Annotated in this window: 26 protein-coding genes and 1 tRNA gene; 7 read left to right on the forward strand and 20 right to left on the reverse strand. The window is 70.7% G+C overall.

The window, feature by feature from the left end; translation table 11 throughout:
• The first annotated feature begins 47 nt into the window (after nucleotides 1–47).
• A complete protein-coding gene (locus ADK64_RS04660) occupies nucleotides 48–1,235 on the forward strand; it encodes a TerD family protein (protein WP_078992483.1) in 1,188 nt (395 codons plus the stop codon).
• A gap of 28 nt (nucleotides 1,236–1,263) precedes the next feature.
• Here ADK64_RS04660 and ADK64_RS04665 read toward each other — a convergent pair whose 3' ends face one another.
• From ADK64_RS04665 to ADK64_RS04680, 5 genes are all read right to left on the reverse strand, one after another.
• Complete coding sequence (locus tag ADK64_RS04665) at nucleotides 1,264–1,830, reverse strand: TetR/AcrR family transcriptional regulator (protein WP_053655076.1); 567 nt, start codon at nucleotides 1,828–1,830, stop codon at nucleotides 1,264–1,266.
• A 142-nt stretch (nucleotides 1,831–1,972) separates the two neighbouring features.
• Entirely contained in the window at nucleotides 1,973–3,556 is a 1,584-nt protein-coding gene (locus ADK64_RS04670; protein ID WP_053655079.1) for a TROVE domain-containing protein, read from the reverse strand.
• A 366-nt stretch (nucleotides 3,557–3,922) separates the two neighbouring features.
• Nucleotides 3,923–4,051 (reverse strand) — tRNA-OTHER (locus ADK64_RS45775).
• Between the two features lie 2 nt (nucleotides 4,052–4,053).
• Complete coding sequence (locus ADK64_RS04675) at nucleotides 4,054–5,508, reverse strand: alkaline phosphatase PhoX (RefSeq protein WP_053655081.1); 1,455 nt, start codon at nucleotides 5,506–5,508, stop codon at nucleotides 4,054–4,056.
• A gap of 183 nt (nucleotides 5,509–5,691) precedes the next feature.
• Complete coding sequence (locus ADK64_RS04680) at nucleotides 5,692–7,119, reverse strand: hypothetical protein (RefSeq protein WP_053655082.1); 1,428 nt, start codon at nucleotides 7,117–7,119, stop codon at nucleotides 5,692–5,694.
• Nucleotides 7,120–7,396: 277 nt separating this feature from the next.
• Between ADK64_RS04680 and ADK64_RS04685 the strand changes: the two genes are divergently transcribed.
• Nucleotides 7,397–9,223 (forward strand): endonuclease/exonuclease/phosphatase family protein, encoded by a 1,827-nt coding sequence (locus tag ADK64_RS04685; protein ID WP_053655085.1) that lies wholly within the window; start codon nucleotides 7,397–7,399, stop codon nucleotides 9,221–9,223.
• Nucleotides 9,224–9,230: 7 nt separating this feature from the next.
• On the opposite strand, the gene ADK64_RS04690 is transcribed toward ADK64_RS04685, so the two are convergent.
• The 4 genes from ADK64_RS04690 to ADK64_RS46525 all read right to left on the reverse strand — a co-directional run bounded on the left by ADK64_RS04690 (nucleotide 9,231) and on the right by ADK64_RS46525 (nucleotide 11,502).
• A complete protein-coding gene (locus ADK64_RS04690; protein WP_053655087.1) occupies nucleotides 9,231–9,968 on the reverse strand; it encodes an SRPBCC family protein in 738 nt (245 codons plus the stop codon).
• Between the two features lie 14 nt (nucleotides 9,969–9,982).
• The gene (locus ADK64_RS04695) at nucleotides 9,983–10,591 is read right to left on the reverse strand and encodes an ArsR/SmtB family transcription factor (RefSeq protein ID WP_053655089.1); all 609 of its coding nucleotides are present in this window, start codon (nucleotides 10,589–10,591) and stop codon (nucleotides 9,983–9,985) included.
• Between the two features lie 90 nt (nucleotides 10,592–10,681).
• The gene (locus ADK64_RS04700; protein ID WP_053655091.1) at nucleotides 10,682–11,365 is read right to left on the reverse strand and encodes a hypothetical protein; all 684 of its coding nucleotides are present in this window, start codon (nucleotides 11,363–11,365) and stop codon (nucleotides 10,682–10,684) included.
• Nucleotides 11,362–11,502 carry a hypothetical protein gene (locus ADK64_RS46525; protein WP_199829479.1) on the reverse strand — a complete coding sequence of 47 codons (141 nt, stop codon included), beginning with the start codon at nucleotides 11,500–11,502 and terminating at the stop codon, nucleotides 11,362–11,364. The genes ADK64_RS04700 and ADK64_RS46525 overlap by 4 nt, the downstream gene beginning before the upstream one ends.
• Before the next feature lie 170 nt (nucleotides 11,503–11,672).
• Here ADK64_RS46525 and dapA point away from each other — a divergent pair, with 170 nt between their 5' ends.
• Both dapA and ADK64_RS04710 read left to right on the forward strand, forming a co-directional pair.
• Complete coding sequence (gene dapA / locus ADK64_RS04705) at nucleotides 11,673–12,560, forward strand: 4-hydroxy-tetrahydrodipicolinate synthase (protein WP_078992484.1); 888 nt, start codon at nucleotides 11,673–11,675, stop codon at nucleotides 12,558–12,560.
• Nucleotides 12,561–12,689: 129 nt separating this feature from the next.
• Complete coding sequence (locus tag ADK64_RS04710; protein WP_199829480.1) at nucleotides 12,690–13,196, forward strand: hypothetical protein; 507 nt, start codon at nucleotides 12,690–12,692, stop codon at nucleotides 13,194–13,196.
• A 51-nt stretch (nucleotides 13,197–13,247) separates the two neighbouring features.
• Here ADK64_RS04710 and dapD read toward each other — a convergent pair whose 3' ends face one another.
• The 11 genes from dapD to ADK64_RS04765 all read right to left on the reverse strand — a co-directional run bounded on the left by dapD (nucleotide 13,248) and on the right by ADK64_RS04765 (nucleotide 21,890).
• Nucleotides 13,248–14,234, reverse strand: coding sequence for a 2,3,4,5-tetrahydropyridine-2,6-dicarboxylate N-succinyltransferase (gene dapD, locus ADK64_RS04715; RefSeq protein WP_053655094.1), 987 nt, complete (start codon nucleotides 14,232–14,234; stop codon nucleotides 13,248–13,250).
• 73 nt (nucleotides 14,235–14,307) lie between these two features.
• Nucleotides 14,308–14,841: a TetR/AcrR family transcriptional regulator gene (locus tag ADK64_RS04720; protein ID WP_053655095.1), complete on the reverse strand. Its 534-nt coding sequence runs from the start codon at nucleotides 14,839–14,841 to the stop codon at nucleotides 14,308–14,310.
• Complete coding sequence (locus ADK64_RS04725; protein ID WP_053655097.1) at nucleotides 14,841–15,164, reverse strand: DMT family transporter; 324 nt, start codon at nucleotides 15,162–15,164, stop codon at nucleotides 14,841–14,843. The genes ADK64_RS04720 and ADK64_RS04725 overlap by 1 nt, the downstream gene beginning before the upstream one ends.
• A gap of 127 nt (nucleotides 15,165–15,291) precedes the next feature.
• Nucleotides 15,292–15,624, reverse strand: coding sequence for a metal-sulfur cluster assembly factor (locus tag ADK64_RS04730; protein ID WP_053655099.1), 333 nt, complete (start codon nucleotides 15,622–15,624; stop codon nucleotides 15,292–15,294).
• The gene (gene sufU, locus ADK64_RS04735; protein ID WP_053655101.1) at nucleotides 15,621–16,088 is read right to left on the reverse strand and encodes a Fe-S cluster assembly sulfur transfer protein SufU; all 468 of its coding nucleotides are present in this window, start codon (nucleotides 16,086–16,088) and stop codon (nucleotides 15,621–15,623) included. Before sufU ends, ADK64_RS04730 begins: the two co-directional genes overlap by 4 nt.
• Before the next feature lie 16 nt (nucleotides 16,089–16,104).
• On the reverse strand, nucleotides 16,105–17,361 hold the full coding sequence (locus ADK64_RS04740) for a cysteine desulfurase (RefSeq protein ID WP_053655103.1): 1,257 nt from the start codon (nucleotides 17,359–17,361) through the stop codon (nucleotides 16,105–16,107).
• The gene (gene sufC, locus ADK64_RS04745) at nucleotides 17,358–18,122 is read right to left on the reverse strand and encodes a Fe-S cluster assembly ATPase SufC (protein WP_053655105.1); all 765 of its coding nucleotides are present in this window, start codon (nucleotides 18,120–18,122) and stop codon (nucleotides 17,358–17,360) included. Before sufC ends, ADK64_RS04740 begins: the two co-directional genes overlap by 4 nt.
• A 7-nt stretch (nucleotides 18,123–18,129) precedes the next feature.
• A complete protein-coding gene (locus ADK64_RS04750; protein ID WP_053655108.1) occupies nucleotides 18,130–18,459 on the reverse strand; it encodes a non-heme iron oxygenase ferredoxin subunit in 330 nt (109 codons plus the stop codon).
• Nucleotides 18,456–19,676, reverse strand: a complete 1,221-nt coding sequence (gene sufD, locus ADK64_RS04755) for a Fe-S cluster assembly protein SufD (protein ID WP_053655110.1) — start codon at nucleotides 19,674–19,676, stop codon at nucleotides 18,456–18,458. The genes ADK64_RS04750 and sufD overlap by 4 nt, the downstream gene beginning before the upstream one ends.
• A 64-nt stretch (nucleotides 19,677–19,740) precedes the next feature.
• Nucleotides 19,741–21,162, reverse strand: coding sequence for a Fe-S cluster assembly protein SufB (gene sufB, locus ADK64_RS04760; RefSeq protein ID WP_053655113.1), 1,422 nt, complete (start codon nucleotides 21,160–21,162; stop codon nucleotides 19,741–19,743).
• Nucleotides 21,159–21,890 carry a helix-turn-helix transcriptional regulator gene (locus ADK64_RS04765; RefSeq protein ID WP_053655115.1) on the reverse strand — a complete coding sequence of 244 codons (732 nt, stop codon included), beginning with the start codon at nucleotides 21,888–21,890 and terminating at the stop codon, nucleotides 21,159–21,161. Before ADK64_RS04765 ends, sufB begins: the two co-directional genes overlap by 4 nt.
• Nucleotides 21,891–22,073: 183 nt before the next feature.
• Here ADK64_RS04765 and ADK64_RS04770 point away from each other — a divergent pair, with 183 nt between their 5' ends.
• The 3 genes from ADK64_RS04770 (at nucleotide 22,074) to ADK64_RS04780 (ending at nucleotide 24,706) form a co-directional block, all read left to right on the forward strand.
• On the forward strand, nucleotides 22,074–22,889 hold the full coding sequence (locus ADK64_RS04770; protein WP_053655117.1) for an aminoglycoside N(3)-acetyltransferase: 816 nt from the start codon (nucleotides 22,074–22,076) through the stop codon (nucleotides 22,887–22,889).
• A 31-nt stretch (nucleotides 22,890–22,920) separates the two neighbouring features.
• Nucleotides 22,921–23,844 carry an ABC transporter ATP-binding protein gene (locus ADK64_RS04775; protein WP_053655120.1) on the forward strand — a complete coding sequence of 308 codons (924 nt, stop codon included), beginning with the start codon at nucleotides 22,921–22,923 and terminating at the stop codon, nucleotides 23,842–23,844.
• Between the two features lie 145 nt (nucleotides 23,845–23,989).
• A complete protein-coding gene (locus ADK64_RS04780; RefSeq protein ID WP_078992490.1) occupies nucleotides 23,990–24,706 on the forward strand; it encodes an ABC transporter permease in 717 nt (238 codons plus the stop codon).
• Nucleotides 24,707–24,740: the final 34 nt, after the last annotated feature.

Genomic DNA, 24,740 nt, shown 5'->3' on the forward strand with positions numbered 1-24,740 from the left:
TAAGGGAACGGTAAAGCGGTCTCGTTCGTTCACCTGGCATGACAGCTATGACCCCTGGCTCGAACATCCCTCTCTCGGCCGCGCGCGTGACGGTGGACGTCTCCGCCCCGGTGCGGCTCGACGTGTCGGGCCTGCTGCTCACCGCCGACGGCAAGGTGCGCTCGGACGACGACTTCATCTTCTACAACCAGCCGACGGGCCCGGGCGTGGCCCACGCCTCCGGCGGGGGTGCGGCGCCCGACGCGATCACGGTCGACACCGCCGCCGTCCCGCCGGCCATCGAGAAGATCGTGGTCACCGCCAGCCCGGACGCGGCCGGCCAGACCTTCCAGGGCATCGAGCCGACGGCCACGATCCGCGACGCGGTGGCCGGCACCGTGCTGGCCACGTTCACCCCGCCGCAGCTCGGGGCGGAGACGGCACTGGTCGTCGTGGAGATCTACCGCCGCGGCGACACCTGGAAGGCCCGCGCGGTGGGCCAGGGGTACGCCGACGGACTGGCCGGCATCGCGACGGACTTCGGGGTGACGGTGGAGGAACCGGCCGCGGCGCAGGCACCGGCCGCCCCGCCGGTGTCCGCCCCACCGGTGTCCGTACCGTCGGCTCCCCCCATGCCCTCCGCACCGCCCGCGCCACCGGCTCCGGTGCCGGGCGCCGGGAAGGTGAACCTGGACAAGGGCCGGGTGAGCCTGCAGAAGAACCAGACCGTGTCCCTGGTCAAGGGCGGGCGCCCGCTGCTCTCCCGCGTGCAGATGGGCCTGGGCTGGGAGCCCGCGTTCCGCGCCAAGGACATCGACCTGGACGCCTCGGTCATCGCCTACGGCCCGCAGCGCAACGCCGTCGACAGCTGCTACTTCGGCAAGCTGTCGATCCTGAACGGCGCGATCAAGCACTCCGGGGACAACCTGACGGGTGAGGGCGGGGGCGACGACGAGGTGATCACGGTCGACCTCGGCCGTATTCCCCCGGAGGTCACCGGCCTGGTCTTCACCGTCAACTCCTTCTCCGGGCAGAAGTTCACCGAGGTCGCCAAGGCCTACTGCCGTCTGATCGACGCGGCCACGGGCGAGGAACTGGTCCGCTTCGACCTCACGAACGCCGAGGCGCAGACGGGCGTCATGATGGCCAAGCTCATCCGGCAGTTCTCCGGCGAGTGGGACATGACGGCGATGGGAGAGTTCGTGAAGGCGCGGACGGTACGGAACATGGTGGAACCGGGCGCGAAGGCCCTGTGATGCGTCGGCTGCGGCCGTGCCCGGGTGCCTACGGCCGCAGCCCCTCCATCAGCAACGCCAGATAGCGGCGGATCTGCGTCCCCTGCCCGTCCGCCAGCTCGGACGCCGTGGCCACCCCGTGCGCCAGCCGCAGCAGCTCGATCGGCTCCAGGTCGGCCCGCAGGAACCCCTCCGCCCGCGCGGCCTCGATCAGCCGGCCCGCCGCCCCGCGCACGGTGGTCCCGCACGCCGTCAGCGCCGCCGTACTGCCGTCCGTGACCGCCGACCCCAGCAGTGCCTTCATCCCGCGCACCTGGATCGTGCCCACGCACAGCTCGTACAGCCACGCCATCAGCGCCTCGCCCGGCGGCAGTTCCCGCGCCAGCTCGTCGGCCCGTGCCCCGAACGCCTCGACACGGCCCACGTACGCGGCCTGCAGCAGCGCCTGCCGCGTCGGAAAGTGCCGGTAGAGCGTGCCGGAGCCGACGCCCGCCCGCTTGGCGATGTCGTCGAGCGACGCGTTCTCGCCGTGCTCGGCGAAGGCCTCGGCCGCCACCTTCAGCAACCGCTCGTAGTTGCGCCGAGCGTCCGCGCGCATGGGCCTGACCTGCGTCATCCAGTCACTCCTCGCCAACCGTCGTCGTACTCGCGGGCAGCTCGCGCCTGCCCGCGATCGCACCGCCCACCTGATGGTCGGCGTCGGCTCGGCCGTCGTCAACGTGGCACTGCCGGACACCGCGCTCAGGACCGGATGCCGCTCAGCCCTGCCACGGCCACGAAGCGTCCCGTGCCGACTCGAGCAGCGGCACCATCCGGAAGGCCGCGTCCGAAAGCCCTCCGAAGGTGTGCCTGTTCCCCGTGCCCGACGGGCCGTGGCCGGCCTGGTAGCCCTCCAGGTTCCAGGTGTAGACGGGCACGTGGGACGGGATCTGCGCGGTCGGGTCACCGTGGTGGTTCGGGGCGTACTGCTCGTCGGTGACGATCAGCACCCGGTCGTGCTTCTTGTAGTGCCGGCGCACCGCGTCGGTGGTGTCGGTGCCGCCCAGGTTGCCGAAGCGCTCCAGGAGCTTCAGCACCGACTCGCCCTTGCGGAAGTCCACCGCGTTGCTCGTCGTACCGAACTCCACCAGGTCCGCGTCGGCCGCCCGCAGCGCGAGCGCGGTGCCGAAGACCGCCGCCGCGTCGGCCCGGGTGAGCTGCGAGTGCTCCGAGGCCTGCGACCAGAACATCGAGCCCGACCGGTCGACCAGCACCAGCGTGCGGCCCGGCAGCGCGGGCACGTTGGCCAGCGAGTGGCCGAGCGCCCGCTCCAGCGGGTAGGACCAGCGCAGCGAGGGCGCGTGCTGGTACGCGGCGAGATAGCGGAAGGGGAACTGCCGCGAGCGGCCGACCTCCACCGGGTCGCTGATCCGCGCCGCGACCCGGGCGGCGACCTCGTCCGAGACCCCCGCCTCGTCGAAGTTGCGCAGGTTGCGGACGAGCGCCATGGTCCCCATGGACGGGATGACCGCCTCCCAGGCCGCCTTGTCCATCGGGCCCTGCAGCCAGCCGGCCAGCGCCTCCCAGGTGATCCCGGCCGCCGCCAGCCGCTCGGCGCCGCCGGATGCCGTGACGACCGCCCGCCGCTGCTCGACGGGCAGTGCCATCAGCTCGCGGTGTGCGGTGAGCACCGGGAGCGACGCGGGCGGCACGGCCGTGTCCGGGTTGTGCCGCCGGTCGAGCGCGTACCGGAACAGCTCGCCCTGCCACGGCTTGTCCGCGTCCGGCGCCGCGTGCACCAGGTTGAGGATGTCGCCGAAGCGGTAGCCCTTGGACGCGGTGTCGTACTTCAGCAGCGACTTGGCGTGGTAGAGCCGTCGTACGGCGTCGGCGACGCCCCGCTTGACCGGCTTGGGGATCGCGCGGCCGTACGTCGACGTCCAGTACGCGAGCAGTTCGCCGGGCTCGTCCGGGCGCTGGAGCACGGAGGCCACGACCTGCCGGTTCGACGGGCCGTCGGTGGCGCCGGCGGTCAGCCGGGCGTGCACGTACTCGGCGGCGCCCACGATCGACGCCGTCCGCATGTTGCCCTCGCCGCGCAGCCAGCCGAGCAGACCGCCCGTCCACTCCGGGTCGCTGACGGCGAGGTCACGCACGAGCCGGGTGAACCGGTCGTCGCGGTCGGCGCCGCTCTCGTAAAAGGTGCTTCGCGAGACGAAGTTGGACACCGCGAGCAGGAACAGCTCGGAGCGCGGCTCGCGCTCCTGGCCCCGGCCGCCCTCGTAGGTCCGCAGGACCCGGCCGGTCGACGTGACCGCCGACGTCAACTGGGCCTTGGCGGAACGCGTGTTGAATCGCGCCATGGTGAATTCCCCCGAATTCATCGTCTGTTTCGGAGGGAGGCATGGCAAAGGGAGGGGGCCCGAGGTCGGAAGTCGGCGGCGGAACCAGTCAGACGCTCTGTCCCCTGAGCCACACCGACCCGGGGTCGATGACGGGAGTCGAACCCGCGACCTTCTGATCCGAAAGGAGTAACCGCTGCCTGCGCACCGGGCACCCACCATGTGCCACGCCTCCCGAGATCAAGTCGGCGGCGGCGCTGATTTCGATCACAACGAAGGAGCCGCTGCCCGCGCACCGGGAGGTGCGTGAAGTTGTTCGGCGTCCAGAGATCGAGGCCGGCGGAACCGACGATGGTGCTCTGACCCCTGAGCTACACCGGCCTGGAGAGCCGGTGGCGGGACTCGAACCCGCGGCCTCCCCATGAAGAGTGGAAGTAGGTCCTGCCTTCGCACCTGGACGTGGATCACTCTAGGAGGGGGGCCGCGGGACACGCGAGCGAATTAACGCCCACCGGCCGTCAGTCGCGCTTCTGCCGCTTCCAGGGCCCGGTGATGGCGAGCATGATGCCCGGGGTCTGGATGTTGGCGTACAGGGTCCTGCCGTCGGGCGAGAAGGTGACGCCGGTGAACTCGCTGTACTCCGGGTCCTGTGCGGTGCCGATGTTGAGTTCGTTGCGGGCGATCGGGTACGTACGGCCGCTCTCGGTGGCGCCGAACAGATGCTGGACGCCCTCGCCGTCCTCGGCGATGACGAGGCCGCCGTACGGGGAGACGGTGATGTTGTCGGGGCCGTCGAAGGCGCCGTCCTTCGCCGGGTCCGGGTTCACGCCGAGCAGGACCTTCAGGGTGAGGGTGCGGCGTTTCGGGTCGTAGAACCAGACCTGGCCGTCGTGCTGGAGGGGGCTCTCCGCGCGGGCGAAGGAGGAGACGATGTAGGTGCCGCCGTCACCCCACCACATGCCCTCCAGCTTGCGGGCGCGGGTGACCTGGGCGTCGGTGAACTGCTTGCGCACCGAGACGGTCCGGGCGTCACGGTCGGGGACGTCCACCCAGTCGACACCGTAGACCGTGCCGGTCCTGGTGGCGCGGGAGAGGTCGTCCACGAACTTGCCGCCGGAGTCGAAGCACTTGAAGGCCTGGAGCACGCCCGCGTCGTCGGCGAGGGTGCGCAGCCTGCCGCGGCCGTGGCTGAAGCCGTGCGGCGGGGTCCAGCGGTAGAGCAGGCCGTTGGGACCGGAGGCGTCCTCGGTGAGGTAGAGGTGGCCGCGCCTGGGGTCGACGACGACGGCCTCGTGTGCGTAGCGGCCGAGGGCCTTGACCGGCTTGGGGGCGCGGTTGGCCCGGCGGTCCGCCGGGTCGACCTCGAAGACGTAGCCGTGGTCCTTGGTGAAACCGTATCTGCCGGCCTTGTCCTCGGTCTCCTCGCAGGTCAGCCAGGTGCCCCACGGGGTGCTGCCGCCCGCGCAGTTGGTGGCGGTGCCGGCGATGCCCACCCACTCGGCGACCTCGCCACCACGCCGGACCTCGACGACGGTGCAGCCGCCGGCCGCGGCCGGGTCGTAGACGAGTCCCTCGGTGAGCGGCACCGGGTGCGGCCAGTCGGCGCGGGCGCCGGCCAGTTCGTGGTTGTTGACGAGGAGCGTGGTGCCCCGCGGGCCGTCGAAGGTGGCGGTGCCGTCGTGGTTGGACGGGGTGAACTCGCCCGACTCCAGCCTGGTCCTCCCGCTGAAGGTGATGACCCGGTACGTGAAACCCGCGGGCAGCGCGAGGATGCCGTCCGGGTCGGCGACCAGCGGGCCGTAACCGACCCCGTGGCGGTGCCCGTGTGCCGACTCGGCGTCCGCGCTCTCGACGTCGTCCGTGGCGGCGAGGGCGCCCGGGGCGGTGGCGAGGGCGCCGACGCTGCCCGCCAGTGCCACCCCGGCACCGGTGATCGCGGATTTTCTGGCGAAGTCCCTGCGGGTGAGCGACATGGTGTCTCCTGAGACGGTGAGCGTGCCGTGGAGGATGGCGGACCTCGGTTCGGCGCACACGCTCCCGTCCACTTCTGAACGGCGGTTGAACGTCGGGCGACTTCCCCGCCCCTTGTTCAAGAATCCGTATGCACCGACCCATGGCAAGCCCAAGGGGCTCGCTTCAGCAGCTCACCGCCGGGGTCAACCCCCTTGCTGGGAGCGCGCCTTGAACGCCGCCTTCCGCGCTTCCTTCGCCACCTTCTTGTCCGGGTGCAGCCGCCCCATCGCCTCCAGCACGTCGGCGGTGGCCGGATGCTCCACGCGCCAGGCCGTGGCGAAGAACCCGCTGTGCTGTGCGGCCAGCCCCTCCACGAGCGCCTGCAGTTCCTCGGAGTTGCCCTCGGCTGCCAGTTGGGCGGCCACGGTGTCGATGGTCAGCCAGAACACCATCTCCTCGGGCGGCGCCGGCACCCCGGCGGCGCCCTGTTCGCTCAGCCACACCCGGGCCAGACCGCCCAGCTCGGGATCGTCCAGCACCTCCCGCAGGGCCGGCTCGGCCTCCACGCCGATCAGCGACAGGGCCTGCTGGCAGCGCAGCCGGCGCAGCGGCGCACCCGCGTCCGCACCCCGGGCGGCGGACAGCAACTCCCGCGCCCCGGTGAGGGGTTCACGGCGGGCGAGCCACTGCTCGGTCTCGGCCTGGGCCGCGGACTGGCCGAATCCGGCGGTGCCGTCGAGCAGGGCGTCCGCGCCCTTGTCGGCGAGTTCGCCGACGGCCGGCGCCGCGAACCCGGCGTCCAGCAGCCGCGCCCGCAGCCCGTACGCGCCGAGCGGGGTGAGCCGGACCATGCCGTAGCGGGAGACGTCGGTGTCGTCGACCGGCGCGGAGGGCTCCTCGTCGGCGTCGGCCATGAGCGCCTCGTCGACCGGCTGGTACTCCACGAGCCCGATCGGCTCCAGTGTCCGGAACTGGTCGTCCAGCCTCATCATCGCGTCGGAGACCTGCTCCAGGACGTCGTTGGTGGGCTCGCCCATGTCGTCGGGGACGATCATCGAGGCGGCGAGGGCGGGCAGCGGGACGGGGCCGTCGCCGGGGCCGTCCTCACTCACGGTCAGCAGATAGAGGTTGCCGAGGACGCCGTCGAGGAACTCGGCCTCGGCCTCGGGGTCCCAGTCGAGTGACGAGAAATCGACCTCGTCGCCCGTGTCCAGCGCGTCGACCAGGCCGTCCAGGTCGGGAACGGCGGCGTCCGTGAGGACGGTCTCCAGGGCGGCGAGCCACACACCGAGCACGTCGTGCGGGGAGCCGCCGGTGAGCAGGGCCAGCTCCTGACCCGCCCGGACAGTGCCCTCCTCCTCGTCGGTGATCTCGACCAGTCCCGCGTCCACCGCGACCCGCCAGGCCTCACTGGCGTACGCGGCGGCGTCGTCACCGCTCAGTCCGAGCAGTTCGGCGGCGGCCGGAAGCTGCTCCTCGGCCAGGCCGCCGCCGGCGTCCACACGGGTCTCGGATCCGGCCCAGCGGGCGAGGCGGGCGGCACGGGCAAGCAACGGCGTGGACAGCGCGGCGCGCGCCAGCTCCGCTTCGGGGTGCAGCCGTACGGGCGGCAGGGGGGAGCTGTCTGACATCGGCTGGTTCTCCTCGGACCGTGAACGGGCTCGACCGCTCAGCCTAGACGGATTTCCACCCATGCCACCCGGTTCATCTCCCGGACGACCGTCGTACATGGCCGAAACCTTGACAACTCCCGTGCGCAGGCTGGAGATTGACGCGCGTAGAAGTTGGGGGGACAACTGTTCACTCGGCTCTACGCGTGTCACAGAGGGCTACGAGCCCCGCACGCTCCCGTACCGCCCTCTCGTCCCACCTCGTCCCGGCACTTCGTCACGTCCCCGGAGGGATCCCTTGCCGAGCAGGTCTTCCGCGCGCCTTGCCGCGCTCACCGTCGCCGCCGTCTGTTCCGCCGCGTCGGCCGTCGCCCTCACCTCCCCCGCGCACGCCGACTCGGTGCGCATCCACGACATCCAGGGCACGACCCGGATCTCGCCGTTCGCGGGCCAGAAGGTGACGGACGTGCCCGGCATCGTCACGGCCACGCGCACGTACGGCTCCTCCAGAGGCTTCTGGATACAGGACCCGACCCCGGACAACGACCCGCGCACCAGCGAGGGTGTGTTCGTCTTCACCAGCTCCACGCCGAAGGTCGCGGTCGGCGACTCGGTGACGGTGACCGGCACGGTCTCCGAGTACGTCCCGGGCGGCACCTCGTCCGGCAACCAGTCCGTGACGGAGATCACCAAGCCGGTGATCACCACCGTCTCCACGGGCAACGCGGTCCCGGCGCCGGTCGTGATCGACGCGAAGTCCGTCCCTGGCGCGTACACCCCGGCCGGCGACACCGCCGCGAACGGCTCCGTCAACGGCCTGCCGCTGCAGCCGTCGAAGTACGCCCTGGACTACTACGAGTCCCTGGAGGGCATGAACGTCCAGGTCGCCGACGCCCGCGTGGTCACCGGCACCGACCCCTACGCCGAGCTGTGGGTCACGGTCAAGCCGCACGAGCACCGCACCCACCGGGGCGGCACCCTCTACGGCTCCTACGACTCCCAGAACACCGGCCGGCTCCAGATACAGTCGCTGGGCTCCACCGCCGACTTCCCGAAGGCGAACGTCGGCGACACGCTTCAGGGCACCACCACGGGCCCGCTGGACTTCAACCAGTTCGGCGGCTACACCCTGGTCGCGAGCGAGCTCGGCACGCTGAAGAGCGGCGGGCTGCAGCGCGAGACCACGCGCAAGCAGTCGAGCCGCGAGCTGGCGGTGGCGACGTACAACGTCGAGAACCTCGACCCGTCGGACAGCACGTTCGACAAGCACGCCGCCGCGATCGTGAACAACCTGCAGTCGCCGGACATCGTGTCGCTGGAGGAGATCCAGGACAACAACGGCGCCAAGGACGACGGCACGGTCGACGCGAGCGTGACCGTGAACAAGCTGATCGACGCGATCGTCGCGGCGGGCGGCCCGAAGTACGAGTGGCGCTCCATCGACCCGGTCAACGACCAGGACGGCGGCGAGCCGGGCGGCAACATCCGCCAGGTGTTCCTGTTCAACCCCGAGCGGGTGTCCTTCGTGGACCGCGCGGGCGGCGACTCCACCACAGCGGTCGGTGTCACGAAGGTGCACGGCAAGGCCGAGCTGACGGCCTCGCCGGGCCGGATCGACCCGGCGAACGCGGCCTGGAAGGACAGCCGCAAGCCGCTGGCCGGCCAGTTCGTCTTCCATGGCAAGACCGTCTTCGTGATCGCCAACCATCTGATCTCCAAGGGCGGCGACCAGCCGCTGACCTCGCAGTACCAGCCGGTCACGCGCAGCTCGGAGACCCAGCGCCACGCGCAGGCGACCGAGGTGAACGCGTTCGTCCGGGACATCCTGAAGGTCCAGAAGAACGCGAACGTCATCGCGCTCGGCGACATGAACGACTTCGAGTTCTCCGGCACCGCCAAGATCCTCGAGGGCCACGGCGAGCTGTGGTCGGCGATCAAGTCGCTGCCCAGGAGCGAGCGTTACACCTACGACTACCAGGGCAACGAGCAGGTCCTGGACCAGATCCTGATCAGCCCGGCGATCCGGCGCGCCGGCGAGTTCCAGTACGACAGCGTGCACATCAACTCGGAGTTCAACGACCAGATCAGCGACCACGACCCGCAGGTGCTGCGGTTCCGCCCGTAGGTCCCGCTCAGGACTGGCTGAACACCCCGTTCAGCCAGTCCTGCCAGGCACTCTCGTTCGCCTGCGCGTCGGCGTCCGGCGCGAAGTCGTGGACGCTGATGCCGAGCGGGGCACCCCAGTGGCCGCGGCCGAAGAACCGGATGAGGGCGCTGTCGGTGCGCAGCCCGATGAAGTACGGGTTGCGGTAGTCGAGTACGGCGTCCAGGGTCCGCCCGCCGGGTCCGCGGACGGCGGCCTTCGTACCGGCGGGCGCGTCGTCGGCGAGGCCCAGGGCGTGCGCGGCGGCGGCGAGCGCCTCCTTGGCCGCCGAGGCCGCGGGGCCGTTCAGCTGGGCGAAGACGACCGGGCGGGGAGCGAAGTGCGTGAGGTACTCGCACAGGGTGTGCAGATAGAAGTTGGTGTGCTTGCTCGCTCCGTCGTACTGGTTGTTCCAGTCGTCGGTGAAGATGCCGCTGTGGACGTAGCGCACCCAGGCGCGGCGGCCCTCGTCGCGGGGCTCGATGGTGTAGTCGAGCTGATTGAGGGACTGGGTGGGCATGCCCACGTTCTCGCTGCGGTTGGTGTAGCGGTGGGGCGGGTCCCAGGCGGTGACCGTCGACCCGAAGGGGCCCTGGCCGCCCTCCCGGGGCTCGGGCGGGTCCATCGGCCACAGATAGCCACCGGTTCCGGTGGTGACGGCCTCCCAGACCTTCTCGGGCGGAACGTCGACCTCGAACTCGCGGACGATCTCGAATTCCTTGGACATGGTGGTGCTCCTGCTCACTGATCCAGTGCGGGGGTGGGCCGGTCCTTGACCGTGGGATGGAGGGCGACGACGATCCGGTGGTCGCGGCCGTCCTCGGCATCGGGGGCGTCGTACTTGCGGATGAGGGCGCTCACACCCGCCGTCAGCTCCTGGACGAACGCCGCGCGGTCGGCGGCGGAGGCGAAGCGGACCTCGCCGTCCAGGGCGTAGGTCGCCAGCCGCTTCCTGGCCTTCGTGGCGCCGGTGATCAGCGCGCCCACGTCCCGCACCAGACGGGCGCCGAGCGCGAGCAGCCAGCGCGCCGAGAGCTGGTCACGGAAGCGGTCCGGGTCCGGCTGCACGGCGGGCAGGGCGGCCGGCGAGATGACGTACGACGCGGCGGTCGCGCGCATCAGCCGCTCGGTGACATTGCCCTTGCGGCGCTCGAAGGCCAGCTCGACCAGGCCGTGCCGCTCCAGTGCCTTGAGGTGGTAGTTCACCTTCTGCCGGGGCAGTCCGACCTTGCCGGCCAGCATCGCCGCCGACGCGGGTTCGGCGGCCAGCTCGGCGAGCAGCCGGGCCCGTATGGGGTCCAGCGACACGGCCGCCGCCTCGGGGTCCTCGATCACGGTCACGTCCAGCATGCGTCCACCCTCGCACCGAAGACTTTTTTTGTCCAGGTGGATCGACTTTTCGGCGCGGGCGCAGCCGCGGTCGCCTGAGCGTCAGCCCGGTCAGCCCTGTTCCCCGCGTTCGCCGAGGCGGGCGAGCTGGCTCTGGAACCAGTCGAGGCGCGCCTGCAACAGCGCGGCCTCCGCGACGAGTTCGGGCACGCCCGGCTCCGCGCCGGACACCGCCTCGGCGGCCGGAAGTCCCTTGCCGCCCCCCTGTGCCACCACTCGCAGCCCCTGCCCGGCCAGCCGGGCGAAGCCGGCGAGCGAGACGGACGTACCGCCGCGCACGCAGTCGGCGCAGACGGGGACGAGGGCGCGCCAGCCGGGGCGGCCCCAGCCGGCGTCGGCCAGCGCGACGGCACTGGCCCCGCAGGCGCAGGGGCCGGCGGTGGCGGCGCGCACCCGCTGCCGGGCATAGCGGAATCCGCGCTCGAAGCGGATGTAGGCGCCGAGCACGGTGACCTCGAGCAGGAGGGCCGTGCGGTGCTCGGCCGTGCAGCGCATGGCCTCGGCGGCCGCGCGGTCATGGACGCAGTGGAAGCCGCAGTCGCACAGCCGCGCGGGCGGGCGGTGCCGTCGGCCGTAGACACAGGAGGCGTCGTCGAGTACGCCGTAGGGCAGCGCGCCGCCGAGCGACACCCCGGTGAACCCGGCCCGGGTGCCGTCCTGGGACAGCACCGGGTGGGCGATCTTGTATCCGGTCGGCGGCTCCGCCGGGCGTTCCGCCGGGAGCCGCAGTCTCATCGGGCGGCCGGGACCTCTTCGCGGGCCGGCTCGGCCGGTTCGACGGTGACGGCGTCCTCGGGGAGCGGGATCTCCTCCTCCTGGACGAGCGGCCGCTCCTCGGCGACCCCGGTGGCCAGTGCCTTGCCGAGCTTCATGGTGCCTCCCATGACCTGACGTCGGTGTGACCCTTCGGCCATAGTGACCCATGAGGGGCCGAGTTGGACACAGGACCTTCGGTCACCGGCCCGTCTCATCAGCATCACTTAGCCATATCTCGTAGAAGAATTAAGTAGAGCTTCACCGTTGCGCTGCCGAGACTACTCCCATGACCAGCACACCCTTCGGCCGCAGCCTCTGCGCGATGATCACACCGTTCACCGGGGCGGGCGCCCTCGACCTGGACGGGGCCCAGGCCCTGGCCGCACGGCTGGTGGCCGAGGGCTGCGACGGCCTGGTGCTGAACGGCACCACCGGCGAGTCGCCCACCACCACGGACGCGGAGAAGACGGAGCTGATCACGGCCGTCCGGGAGGCGGTCGGTGACCGGGCCTCCCTGGTCGCGGGCGTGGGCAGCGCCGACACCCGGCACACCGTCGAGCTGGCGCTCGCGGCCGGGAAGGCGGGCGCCGACGGGGTGCTGGTGGTGACGCCGTACTACAGCCGGCCCCCGCAGGAGGCGGTGGAGGCGCACTTCCGTCAGGTCGCCGACGCGAGCGAGCTGCCCGTGATGCTCTACGACATCCCGGGCCGCACCGGCACCCGGATCGAACCGGAGACGATGCTCCGCCTCGCCGGGCACCCGCACATCGTGGCGGTCAAGGACTGCTCCTACGACTTCCTCGGCACCCAGAAGGTGCTGGCACACACGGAGTTGGCGTACTACGCGGGCTGCGACGAGCACGTGCTGGCGCTGTACGCGGTCGGCGCGGCGGGCTGTGTGAGCACGGTCGCCAACGCCGTCCCGGCCCATATGGCCGCGGTCCTCGACGCCTTCGACGCGGGCGACACCGTCCGCGCGCGCGAACTCCAGCTGCGGGCCACGCCGTTGATCGAGGCGATGATGGGCGCGGGCCTGCCGGGCACGGTCACCGCCAAGGCCCTGCTGGCCCGGCTCGGCCTGCCCGCGGGTCCGGTGCGCGCCCCGCTGCTGCCCGCAGGCCGGGAGACGGCCGACGGACTGCTGGCGCTGTACGAGGAGTTGGCGGCGGCGTGAATCAGCGCACGCGGAGGCGTAGTCGTCGTACGGCTTCCGGTACCCGCCGGGCGGGACCACCTCGGTGCCGCCGCTCGTGACCGGCACGAGCCGCGGCACCGGCCGCCTGTCCTGCCGTACGGTGTCCCCGTGAGCCGCCCCCTGCTGTTCCTGGACGTCGACGGCCCCCTCAACCCGTACGCGGCCCAGGCGGAACGCCGGCCCGAGGGCTATACGACGATCCGGGTGCCGATCGGCTACCGGCGGCCCCTGCGCGTCTGGCTGAACCCGGAGCACGGCCCGGCACTGCTCGGGCTCGGCTACGAGCTGGTGTGGGCGACGAGCTGGATGGAGGAGGCCAACGTCTGGATCGCGCCGGTCGTCGGCCTGCCCGCCGACCTGCCGTACGTCGACTTCGGCGGAGGCCTGTTCGCCGAGCGTCCCGACGGCGTCCACTGGAAGACGGAGGCGATCGTGGCGTACGCCGGGGGCCGCGCGTTCGCCTGGGTGGACGACGAACAGAGCCCGGCGGACACGCTGTACGTCAAGGCCCGTCATCCCGGCCCCGCCCTGCTCCATCACGTGAACCCGAGGATCGGTCTGCGCGCCGCCGACTTCGCGGCGCTGGCCGAGTTCGCGGCGGCCGCGCCCGCATGACGAAGCGCCCCGCACCACGTGGTGCGGGGCGCTGGTCGCTTGTGCCGTGCCTCAGTTGTGGCTGTGCAGGATGTCGTTCAGGCCGCCCCAGACCGCGTTGTTCGGGCGGGCCTCGACCTTGCCGGTGACCGAGTTGCGGCGGAAGAGGATGTTGGAGGCGCCGTTCAGCTCGCGGGCCTTGACGATCTGGCCGTCGGGCATGGTGACCCGGGTGCCCGCGGTGACGTACAGCCCGGCCTCGACCACGCACTCGTCGCCCAGCGCGATGCCCACGCCCGCCTCGGCGCCGATCAGGCAGCGTTCGCCGATGGAGATGATCACGTTGCCGCCGCCGGACAGGGTGCCCATGGTGGAGGCGCCGCCGCCGATGTCCGAGCCGTCGCCGATCACGACACCGGCGGAGATACGGCCCTCGACCATCGAGGTGCCCAGCGTGCCGGCGTTGAAGTTGACGAAGCCCTCGTGCATGACCGTGGTGCCCTCGGCCAGGTGCGCGCCGAGGCGGACCCGGTCGGCGTCGGCGATACGGACGCCCTTGGGGGCCACGTAGTCCGTCATGCGCGGGAACTTGTCGATCGAGGTGACCTGGAGGTGCAGGCCCTCGGCGCGGGCGTTCAGCCGCACCTTCTCGATGTCGTCCACGGCGACCGGGCCCAGCGAGGTCCAGGCGACGTTGGCGAGGTGGCCGAAGATGCCGTCCAGGCTCTGGCCGTGCGGCTTGACCAGGCGGTGCGAGAGCAGGTGCAGACGCAGGTAGACGTCGTGGGCGTCGAGCGGCTTCTCGTCCAGCGACGCGATGACCGTACGGACCGCGACCACCTCGACGCCCCGGCGGGCGTCCGGGCCGACCGCCTTGGCCGCGCCCTCGCCCAGCAGATCGGCCGCCTGCTCGGCGCTCAGCCGCTCGGTGCCGGCCGGGCCCGGCTGCTCGACCAGCTCGGGGGCCGGGAACCAGGTGTCGAGAACGGTGCCGTCGGCGGCGATCGTGGCAAGGCCGGCGGCGACGGCGCCGGTGGTGCGGGAAGCAGTGTCGGTCATGTACCAGAACCTAACGTGAGCGGGGTCGTGGAGGCGAACCAGCGCCGGGACGTCTCACGTGCCGGGCGGGGATTCAGGGGATCAGCCGAGCCAGCACGGCGCGGGCGTGCTCCTCGTCGTACGAACCGCCCGTGAGCAGCACCTGAAGGCAGATGCCGTCCATGAGCGCGAGCAGCGCCCGGGCCGTGACCGGGTCCGTACGCCGGGCCAGCAGCGCGGCCGCGTCCTCGGTCCACTCGGCGGCGACGGGGCGCAGCGCGGGCCGGCGCAGCGCGGCGAGATACAGCTCGTACTCCAGCTCCACGCCCGTACGGTCACCGCCCATCCACGCGCCGAGCACGGCGGCCAGTTCGGCGGCGAGATCACCCTGCCCGCCTTCCGGCAGCCGTTCGGCGAGCACCGTGGCGAAGCCCTCGTTGGCCTGCCGCAGCGCGGCCACCATCAGCTCTTCGAGGGTGGCGAAGTGGTACGTCGTGGAGCCGAGCGGGACGTCCGCCTCGGCGGCGACGGAGCGGTGACTCAGGCCGGCGATGCCGTCCCGGCCGACCACGCGGATCGCGGCGTCGATGATGCGCCGGCGCCGGTCGGGGTCGTAGCGGCGGGCCATCAGTGGCTCGCCCCGCCCAGGTTCAGCACGACGACTCCCCCGATGATCAGCAGGATCCCGGCGACCTTGGTGACGCTCAGCCCCTCCCCGAACAGCAGCAGCCCGAGGACGGCGATGGCCGCGGTGCCCACCCCGGACCAGATCGCGTACGCCGTGCCGATCTGCACGGTCTTCAGGGTCTGGGCGAGCAGCGCGAAGGAGACGACGTAGCCCAGGGCCGTCGCGAGCGAGGGCCAGAGCCGGCTGAACCCCGCGGTGTACTTCATCGCCGTCGTCGCGGCGACCTCGGCGGCTATGGCGCCGGCGAGCAAGAGGTATCCCATGTGTACGAGCGTACACAACGGTGGTGTACGGACGTACACATGGCCGCTGGTGGACGGCCCCGGCCGAGAGCACGCGAAAGCGGCGGCACCCGCACGGGGTGCCGCCGCCTCACGCACGCGGTGGTGATCAGACGTTGAACCCGAGCGCCCTGAGCTGCTCGCGGCCGTCGTCGGTGATCTTGTCGGGGCCCCACGGCGGCATCCAGACCCAGTTGATGCGCAGCTCGTTGACGAGGCCGTCCGTGGCGGACTTGGCCTGGTCCTCGATGACGTCGGTCAGCGGGCAGGCCGCCGAGGTCAGGGTCATGTCGACGGTCGCGATGTTGGACTCGTCGACATGGATGCCGTAGATCAGGCCGAGGTTGACGACGTCGATGCCCAGCTCGGGGTCGACCACGTCCATCAGGGCCTCGCGGAGTTCTTCCTCCGAGGCCGGCTTCATCTCGACGGTGTCGCTCATGCGGTCTTCCTTTCGGCTTCGGCGCCATCCAGCGCCTGGGCCGTCGCGTCCTTCCACGCCATCCAGCTCAGGAGGGCGCACTTGACCCGCGCGGGGTACTTGGAGACACCGGCGAACGCGACCGCGTCCTCCAGGACCTCCTCCATGGCGTCGTCGGGCTCGATCTTGCCCTTGGACTGCATCAGCTCCAGGAAGGTCTCCTGGATCTTCTGCGCCTCGGCCAGCTCCTTGCCGACGAGGAGTTCGTTCAGCACGGACGCCGAGGCCTGGCTGATCGAGCAGCCCTGGCCCTCGTAGCTGACGTCCTCGATCCTCGTGCCCTCGTACTTCACGCGAAGGGTGATCTCGTCGCCACAGGTCGGGTTCACGTGGTGCACCTCGGCGTCGCCATCCCTGAGACCACGCCCGTGCGGGTTCTTGTAGTGGTCCAGGATGACTTCCTGGTACATCGAATCCAGCTTCACCGTTTCAGCACGCCCCTCAGCCGAAGAAGTTCCGTACGTGCTCCAGACCGTCGACCAGAGCGTCGATCTCGGCCGGCGTGGAGTACAGATAGAACGACGCTCGCGTGGTCGCAGGAATTCCGTAGCGCAGACAGACGGGACGCGCGCAGTGGTGGCCGACGCGGACCGCGATGCCCTGCTCGTCGAGTACCTGGCCCACGTCGTGCGGGTGGATGTCGCCGAGGGTGAAGGAGATCGCCGCGCCCCGGTCCTCGGCCGTGGTCGGGCCGATGATCCTCAGGTCCGGGACCTCCGCCAGCCGGCGCACCGCGTACTCGGTGAGCGCGTGCTCGTGGGCGAGGATCTTGTCCATGCCGATGGAGTTCAGGTAGTCGATCGCGGCGCCGAGGCCGACCGCCTGGGCGATCGGGGGCGTGCCCGCCTCGAACTTGTGCGGCGCCGGGGCGTACGTCGACGAGTGCATCGAGACCGTCTCGATCATCTCGCCGCCGCCCAGGAACGGAGGCAGGTCCTCCAGCAGCTCCTGGCGGCCCCACAGGACGCCGATGCCGGTCGGGGCGCACATCTTGTGGCCGGTGAAGGCCACGAAGTCGGCCTGGAGGGCCTGCACGTCCAGCGGCATGTGCGGGGCGGCCTGGGAGGCGTCGATGCAGACCAGGGCGCCGACCTCCTGGGCGCGGCGCACTATCGCCTCGACCGGGTTGAGGGTGCCCAGGATGTTCGACACCAGCACGAAGGAGACGATCTTCGTCTTCTCCGTGATGACCTCGTCGATGTTGGACAGGTCCAGACGGCCGTCGTCGGTGAGCCCGAACCACTTCAGCTTCGCGCCCGTGCGCTGCGCGAGCAGCTGCCACGGCACGATGTTGGAGTGGTGCTCCATCTCCGTGATGACGATCTCGGTCTCGTGGTCCACGCGGTAGGGCTCGTCGGCCCAGCCCAGCATGTTCGCCACGAGGTTCAGCGACTCGGAGGCGTTCTTGGTGAAGATCACCTCGTCGCGGCTGGGGGCGTTGATGAACTCGGCGACCTTGTCGCGCGCGCCCTCGTACAGCGCCGTGGCCTCCTCGGCGAGCACATGCACACCGCGGTGGACGTTGGCGTTGTAGCGCTCGTAGTACTCGCTCAGGGCGTCCAGCACCTGGCGCGGCTTCTGCGAGGTCGCCGCGTTGTCCAGGTACACGAGCTTCTGACCGTCGTGGACCTGGCGGTCCAGGATGGGGAAGTCCTTGCGGATCGCCTCGGTGTCGAGGAGGCCCGGCAGCTGTGTCACGCGGATGCGCCACCCTTCACGTATGCCTCGTAGCCCTCGTTCTCCAGCTTGTCCGCCAGCTCGGCGCCACCGGACTCGACGATGCGGCCGCCGGCGAACACGTGGACGTGGTCGGGCTTGATGTAGCGCAGGATGCGCGTGTAGTGCGTGATCAGCAGGGTGCCGACCTCGCCGGTCTCGCGGACGCGGTTGACGCCCTCGGAGACGATGCGGAGCGCGTCGACGTCCAGGCCGGAGTCGGTCTCGTCGAGGATCGCGACCTTCGGCTTGAGCAGCTCCAGCTGGAGGATCTCGTGGCGCTTCTTCTCACCGCCGGAGAAGCCCTCGTTGACGTTGCGCTCGGCGAAGGACGGGTCCATGTGGAGCCGCTCCATGGTCTCCTTGACCTCCTTCACCCAGGTGCGCAGCTTGGGGGCCTCGCCGCGGATGGCGGTCGCGGAGGTGCGCAGGAAGTTGGAGACCGAGACGCCGGGGACCTCGACCGGGTACTGCATCGCCAGGAACAGGCCCGCGCGGGCGCGCTCGTCGACGGACATCTCCAGGACGTCCTCGCCGTCGAGGGTGACGGTGCCGCCGGTGATCGTGTACTTCGGGTGACCCGCGAGCGAGTAGGCGAGGGTCGACTTGCCGGAGCCGTTGGGGCCCATGATGGCGTGCGTCTCGCCCTGCTTCACGGTGAGGTCGACGCCCTTGAGGATCTCCTTCGTGGCGTTGTCGGCCTCGACGGTGACGTGCAGGTCTCGGATTTCAAGCGTTGCCATGGGTGCCTCAGGACTCCTGGGTGAGGGAGACGAGCACGTCGTCCCCTTCGATCTTTACGGGGTATACGGGGACGGGGCGCGTCGCGGGGAGGCCGGACGGCTTGCCGGTACGGAGGTCGAAGCTGGAGCCGTGCAGCCAGCACTCGATCTGACAGTCCTCCACCTCGCCCTCGGAGAGGGAGACGTTCGCGTGGGAGCAGATGTCGTAGATCGCGAAGACCTCGCCCTCGGTCTTCACGACCGAGACCGGCGTGCCGTCGAGTTCGACCCGCTTCGGGGTGTCGGTCTCCAGCTCGCTGAGCCCGCAGGCGCGCAGGAACGTAGAGGGGGCAGTCATGCGACCGACGCCTCCAGCTCCTCCTCGATCTTGGCGAGCAGGCGCTCCTCGATGTCGGCGACACCGATCTGCTGGACCAGCTCGGCGAAGAAGCCGCGGACCACCAGACGGCGGGCCTCGTGCTCCGGGATGCCGCGGGCCATCAGGTAGAAGAGCTGCTCGTCGTCGAAGCGGCCGGTGGCGGAGGCGTGGCCGGCACCGACGATCTCGCCGGTCTCGATCTCCAGGTTCGGCACCGAGTCGACGCGCGCGCCGTCCGTGAGGACGAGGTTGCGGTTCATCTCGTAGGTGTCCGTGCCCTCGGCCTTGGCCTCGATGAGCACGTCACCGATCCACACCGCGTGTGCTTCCTCGCCCTGCAGCGCGCCCTTGTACATGACGTTGGACTTGCAGTGCGGGGTGTTGTGGTCGACGAGGAGACGGTGCTCCTGGTGCTGGCCCGCGTCGGTGAAGTACAGACCGAACAGCTCGGCCTCGCCGCCGGTGCCGGCGTAGGCGACGCGCGGGTGCAGGCGTACGACGTCGCCGCCGAAGGTGACCACGAACGACTTGAAGGTGGCGTCGCGGCCGATCAGCGCGTTGTGCTGGCCCACGTGCACGGCCTTGTCGTCCCAGTCCTGGACGGAGACGACGGTCAGCTTGGCGCCGTCGCCCAGGACGTAGTCGACATTGGCGGCGAGCACCGCGTCGCCGGTGTGGTCGATGACGACGACGGCCTCCGCGAAGGCACCCAGCTCGATCACCTGGTGGCCGTAGGCGACCCCGCCCTCGCCGTGCACGGCGATGCGGATCGGCTCGGTGAGCACCGTCTCCTTGGGGACGGTGACCACGCCGGCCTGCTCGAAGGCGGAGTACGCCTGGGCGGCGACGCGGTCCACCGGAGTGCCCGCCCTGCCGAGCCGTGCGTCGTCACGGCCGACGGTCTCGACGGTGACGCCCTCGGGGGCCTGGACGTCGACCTTCACGCCGCCGCCGTTCGCCACCGCGGTGCCGTCGTGCAGCCCGCGCAGGCGCTCCAGCGGGGTGAACCGCCACTCCTCCTCACGGCCGTGCGGGACCGGGAAGTCCGCGACGTCGAAGGACGGGGGCGCGCTCATGCGCGTGGCGACGGTCGACTCGGCGGCGACCGCGATCTGGCCTGCGGTGGTGGAGCCCATCGGTGGGGGTCCCCCCGCCCGAACGGAGTTGAGGGTGGGGGAGTTCTGAGCCTCAGCCATGGCTGTCGGTCTGCTCTCTTCCTACGTCAGAAATTGCTGGCTGCTGTCGGGAGACGGACCGGCCTCAGCCGACCGCGCCCTCCATCTGCAGCTCGATCAGCCGGTTGAGCTCCAGCGCGTACTCCATCGGGAGTTCCTTGGCGATCGGCTCGACAAAGCCGCGCACGATCATCGCCATCGCCTCGAACTCGGTGAGGCCGCGGCTCATCAGGTAGAAGAGCTGGTCCTCGGAGACCTTGGAGACGGTCGCCTCGTGGCCCATGGACACGTCGTCCTCGCGGACGTCGACGTACGGGTACGTGTCGGAGCGGGAGATGGTGTCGACGAGCAGCGCGTCGCACAGCACGTTCGACTTCGAGCCGTGGGCGCCCTCGCCGATCTCCACCAGGCCGCGGTACGAGGTACGGCCGCCACCGCGCGCCACCGACTTGGAGACGATGTTGGACGAGGTGTTCGGCGCCATGTGGACCATCTTGGAGCCGGCGTCCTGGTGCTGGCCCTCGCCCGCGAACGCGATGGAGAGGGTCTCGCCCTTGGCGTGCTCGCCCATCAGGTAGACGGCCGGGTACTTCATCGTCACCTTGGAGCCGATGTTGCCGTCGATCCACTCCATGGTCGCGCCCTCGTACGCCACGGCGCGCTTGGTGACCAGGTTGTAGACGTTGTTCGACCAGTTCTGGATGGTCGTGTAGCGGCAGCGGGCGTTCTTCTTGACGATGATCTCGACGACCGCGCTGTGCAGCGAGTCCGACTTGTAGATCGGCGCCGTGCAGCCCTCGACGTAGTGCACGTAGGCACCCTCGTCGACGATGATCAAGGTCCGCTCGAACTGGCCCATGTTCTCCGTGTTGATGCGGAAGTAGGCCTGGAGCGGGATCTCCACGTGCACGCCCTTCGGCACGTAGATGAACGACCCGCCCGACCACACGGCGGTGTTCAGGGAGGCGAACTTGTTGTCACCGGCGGGGATGACGGTCCCGAAGTACTCCTTGAAGAGCTCCGGGTGCTCCTTCAGCGCGGTGTCGGTGTCGAGGAAGATGACGCCCTGCTCCTCCAGGTCCTCGCGGATCTGGTGGTAGACGACCTCCGACTCGTACTGGGCGGCGACACCGGCGACGAGGCGCTGCTTCTCGGCCTCCGGGATGCCCAGCTTGTCGTAGGTGTTCTTGATGTCCTCGGGCAGGTCCTCCCAGGACTCCGCCTGCTTCTCCGTGGAGCGCACGAAGTACTTGATGTTGTCGAAGTCGATGCCCGACAGGTCCGAGCCCCAGTTCGGCATGGGCTTCTTCTCGAAGAGCTTCAGGCCCTTGAGGCGGAGCTTGGTCATCCACTCCGGCTCGGACTTCTTGCCCGAGATGTCCCGGACCACGTCCTCGTTCAGGCCACGGCGCGCGGACGCACCGGCCACGTCGGAGTCGGCCCAGCCGTATTCGTACTTGCCCAGGCCCTCGAGCTCAGGGTGGGCAGTCTCCGTGGGGAGAGTCATGCGGGGTTCCTCCCGGCCGTGCTTGCAGGTGCGTCAGTGGTCTTGGGGATGAATGTCGTGCAGACGCCGTCGCCGTGCGCGATGGTCGCCAGTCGCTGGACGTGGGTCCCGAGCAGTTCCGCGAAGATCTCCGTCTCCGCCTCGCATAGCTGCGGGAACTGCTCCGCCACATGGGCGACCGGGCAGTGGTGCTGGCACAGCTGCTCGCCGACCGGTGCGCTGCGCGCCGTTGCAGCGTACCCGTCCAGGCTCAGGGCCTTGGCCAGGGCTTCGGTGCGCTTGTCCGGGGTGACGGCCTCGATCGCCCTGCGGTAGGCGGCGGCCTGGGACGCGATCCGGGCGCGGGCGAAGGCGGCGACCGCCTCGGGGCCGCCCTCGCGCTCGGCGATCCAGCGGAGCGCGTCGGCGGCGAGCTTGTCGTAGGACTGGTCGAAGGCGTCCCGGCCGCAGTCGGTGAGCGCGAAGACCTTGGCGGGACGGCCACGCGTGCGCGTGCCGTACACCCGCTGCTCCCGCGCCTCAACGACGTCGTCGACGACAAGGGCGTCGAGGTGGCGCCGGACGGCGGCCTGGGTCAGTCCCAGCCGGCCGGCCAGCTCGGCGACGGTCGACGGGCCGTGGTCCAGGATGGATCGCGCGACGCGGTTGCGTGTGGAACGCTCACCGGTCGCGAGTTCCTCCTGAGGGGCCCCCAAGGGGGTCTCCCGAGCCTCGCCGACGTTTTTCACAACGCCATTGTTGCGTAATTCAGCGCAGCCTGACAAGCGGCGTCCGGATCATCGGACGGTGCCCTGCATCACTTAGGTATACCTAATGTGACCTGCGAAAACGATCTTTGATCGATCATCCCGGGTGGGTTGAGCAGCCAATTCGGTGGCGCCGCGCGGGCCCGTCGGGAAGACTCCCGAACCATGCCGACACCCCCTCCGACCGGCCCACTTGTCACTCGGGACACAGTCGCCACACAGCTGCGCCTGCTCGGTGTCAAGTCCGGCGAGATCCTCCTCGTGCACTCCTCGCTCAGCTCGCTCGGCTGGGTCAACGGAGGCGCGGTCGCCGTCGTCCAGGGCCTGCTCGACGCGCTCGGGCCGGACGGCACACTTGTCGTCCCGACCCAGACCGGCGACCTGTCCGACCCGGCCGTGTGGTCGAACCCGCCGGTGCCCGAGCGGTGGTGGGACCGGATCCGGGCCACGATGCCCGCCTACGACCCGCTGGTCAGCCCCTCCCGCGGCGTCGGCGTGATCCCGGAGACCGTGCGGACCTGGCCCGGCGCGCTGCGCAGCGCGCACCCGCAGACCTCCTTCGCGGCCGTCGGCCCGCACGCGCGCGAGATCACCGACGGCCATGCGCACGACTGCCGGCTCGGCGAACGCAGCCCGCTGGCCCGCCTGGAGAGACGGGACGCCCGGGTCCTGCTGCTGGGCGCGGGCTACGACGCCTGTACGGCCTTCCACCTCGCCGAGTACCGGATACCCGCGCCGCTCGTGCGCGACGGCCGCCCGGCGCCCGGCGGTGGCTGGGAGACGGTGACCGAGGTCTCGATCACGTCCGACCGCTTCGACGAGCTGGGACACGACTTCGAGCGGGACCGGCCCGTCGTGCGCGGCAGGGTCGGCGCCGCCGGCGTACGGCTGTTCCCGGTGGCGGACGCGGTGGCCTACGCACAGCGGTGGCTGCCGGTACACCGACCTCGTGCGGAGGAGATCTCGCACCCGCCCGTCTGAGCGGTCCGGCATCTCCCTAGACTCTGGAGCCATGCGAAGCGAGCCCGTGGTCCAGGTCCAGGCCCTGGTGAAGCGGTACGGAACGAAGACCGCGGTGGACGGCCTCGACCTGGTGGCCAAGGCGGGCGTGACCGCCGTACTCGGTCCCAACGGGGCGGGGAAGACGACCACGGTCGAGACCTGCGAGGGGTACCGGAAGCCGGATTCCGGCACGGTGCGCGTCCTGGGCCTCGACCCGGTGCGGCAGTCCGCCGAGCTGCGCCCCCGCATCGGTGTGATGCTCCAGTCCGGAGGCGTGTACTCCGGTGCCCGGGCGGACGAGATGCTGCGGCATGTCGCCAAGCTGCACGCGTATCCACTCGACGTGGACGCGCTGATCGAGCGGCTCGGCCTCGGATCCTGCGGCCGTACCTCCTACCGGCGGCTGTCCGGCGGCCAGCAGCAGCGGCTCGCGCTCGCCATGGCGGTCGTCGGGCGCCCGGAGCTGGTCTTCCTGGACGAGCCCACCGCCGGCCTGGACCCGCAGGCCCGCCGGGCCACCTGGGAGCTGGTGAAGGACCTGCGCGCCGACGGCGTCTCGGTGATCCTCACCACGCACTACATGGAAGAGGCCGAGCAGCTCGCCGACGACGTGGCGATCATCGACGGCGGCCGGGTCATCGCCCAGGGCTCCCCGGAGGAGCTGTGCAAGGGCGGCGCCGAGAACACCCTGCGCTTCAGCGGCCGCCCCGGCCTCGACGTCGGCTCCCTGCTCAAGGCGCTCCCGGCCGACTGCACGGCCGCCGAGCTGACCCCGGGCAGCTACCGGGTCATCGGCAAGGTCGACCCGCAGCTGCTGGCCACGGTCACCTCGTGGTGCGCCCAGCACGGGGTGATGCCGGACCGGATCTCGGTGGAACGGCACACCCTCGAAGACGTTTTTCTGGAGCTGACAGGCAAGGAGTTGCGTTCATGATTCCGGCTCACGCGGAGACCGGCCGGGAGTCCGGGGGTCGTCCCCCGGGAAGGCACGGCCTGGAGCTGACAGGCAAGGAGCTGTGCCCGTGACGACCGCGACCGGTACGTACGCCCCCAAGCCGGGCGCGGCGCCACTGTCCCGCATGATCGCGGCGCAGGCGGTGCTGGAGACGAAGATGCTGCTGCGCAACGGCGAGCAGCTGCTGCTGACGGTCGTCATCCCGACCCTGCTGCTGGTGCTGTTCAGCTCCGTGGACGTCGTCGACACGGGCAAGGGCAAGGCGGTCGACTTCCTCACCCCCGGCATCCTGGCCCTCGCCGTGATGTCGACGGCGTTCACCGGGCAGGCCATCGCGACGGGCTTCGAGCGTCGCTACGGCGTGCTGAAGCGGCTCGCCTCCTCGCCGCTGCCCCGCTGGGGACTGATGACCGCCAAGACGGCGTCCGTGCTGGTCACGGAGGTCCTCCAGATGATCCTGCTGACGGTGATCGCACTCGCGCTGGGCTGGCACCCGCACGGCGACCCGGTGTCCGTGCTGCTCCTGCTGATCCTCGGCACGGCGGCCTTCTCCGGGCTCGGGCTGCTGATGGCGGGCACCCTGAAGGCGGAGGCGACGCTGGCCGCCGCCAACCTGGTCTTCCTGCTGCTGCTCGTCGGCGGCGGGGTCATCGTCCCGCTGGACAGGTTCGGCTCGGCCGGGCAGGACGTGCTGGGGCTGCTGCCGATCTCCGCGCTGTCGGACGGCCTGCGGGACGTGCTCCAGCACGGGGCCGGCATGCCGTGGGGCGACCTGGGGATCCTGACCGTGTGGGCGGTCGCCGGACTCGCGGCGGCGGGGAAGTTCTTCCGCTGGGAGTGAGCCGCACGCACGCGTGGGGGCGGACCCTCGTGAA

Source organism: Streptomyces sp. MMG1121 (assembly GCF_001280015.1).
GTDB lineage: Bacteria > Actinomycetota > Actinomycetes > Streptomycetales > Streptomycetaceae > Streptomyces.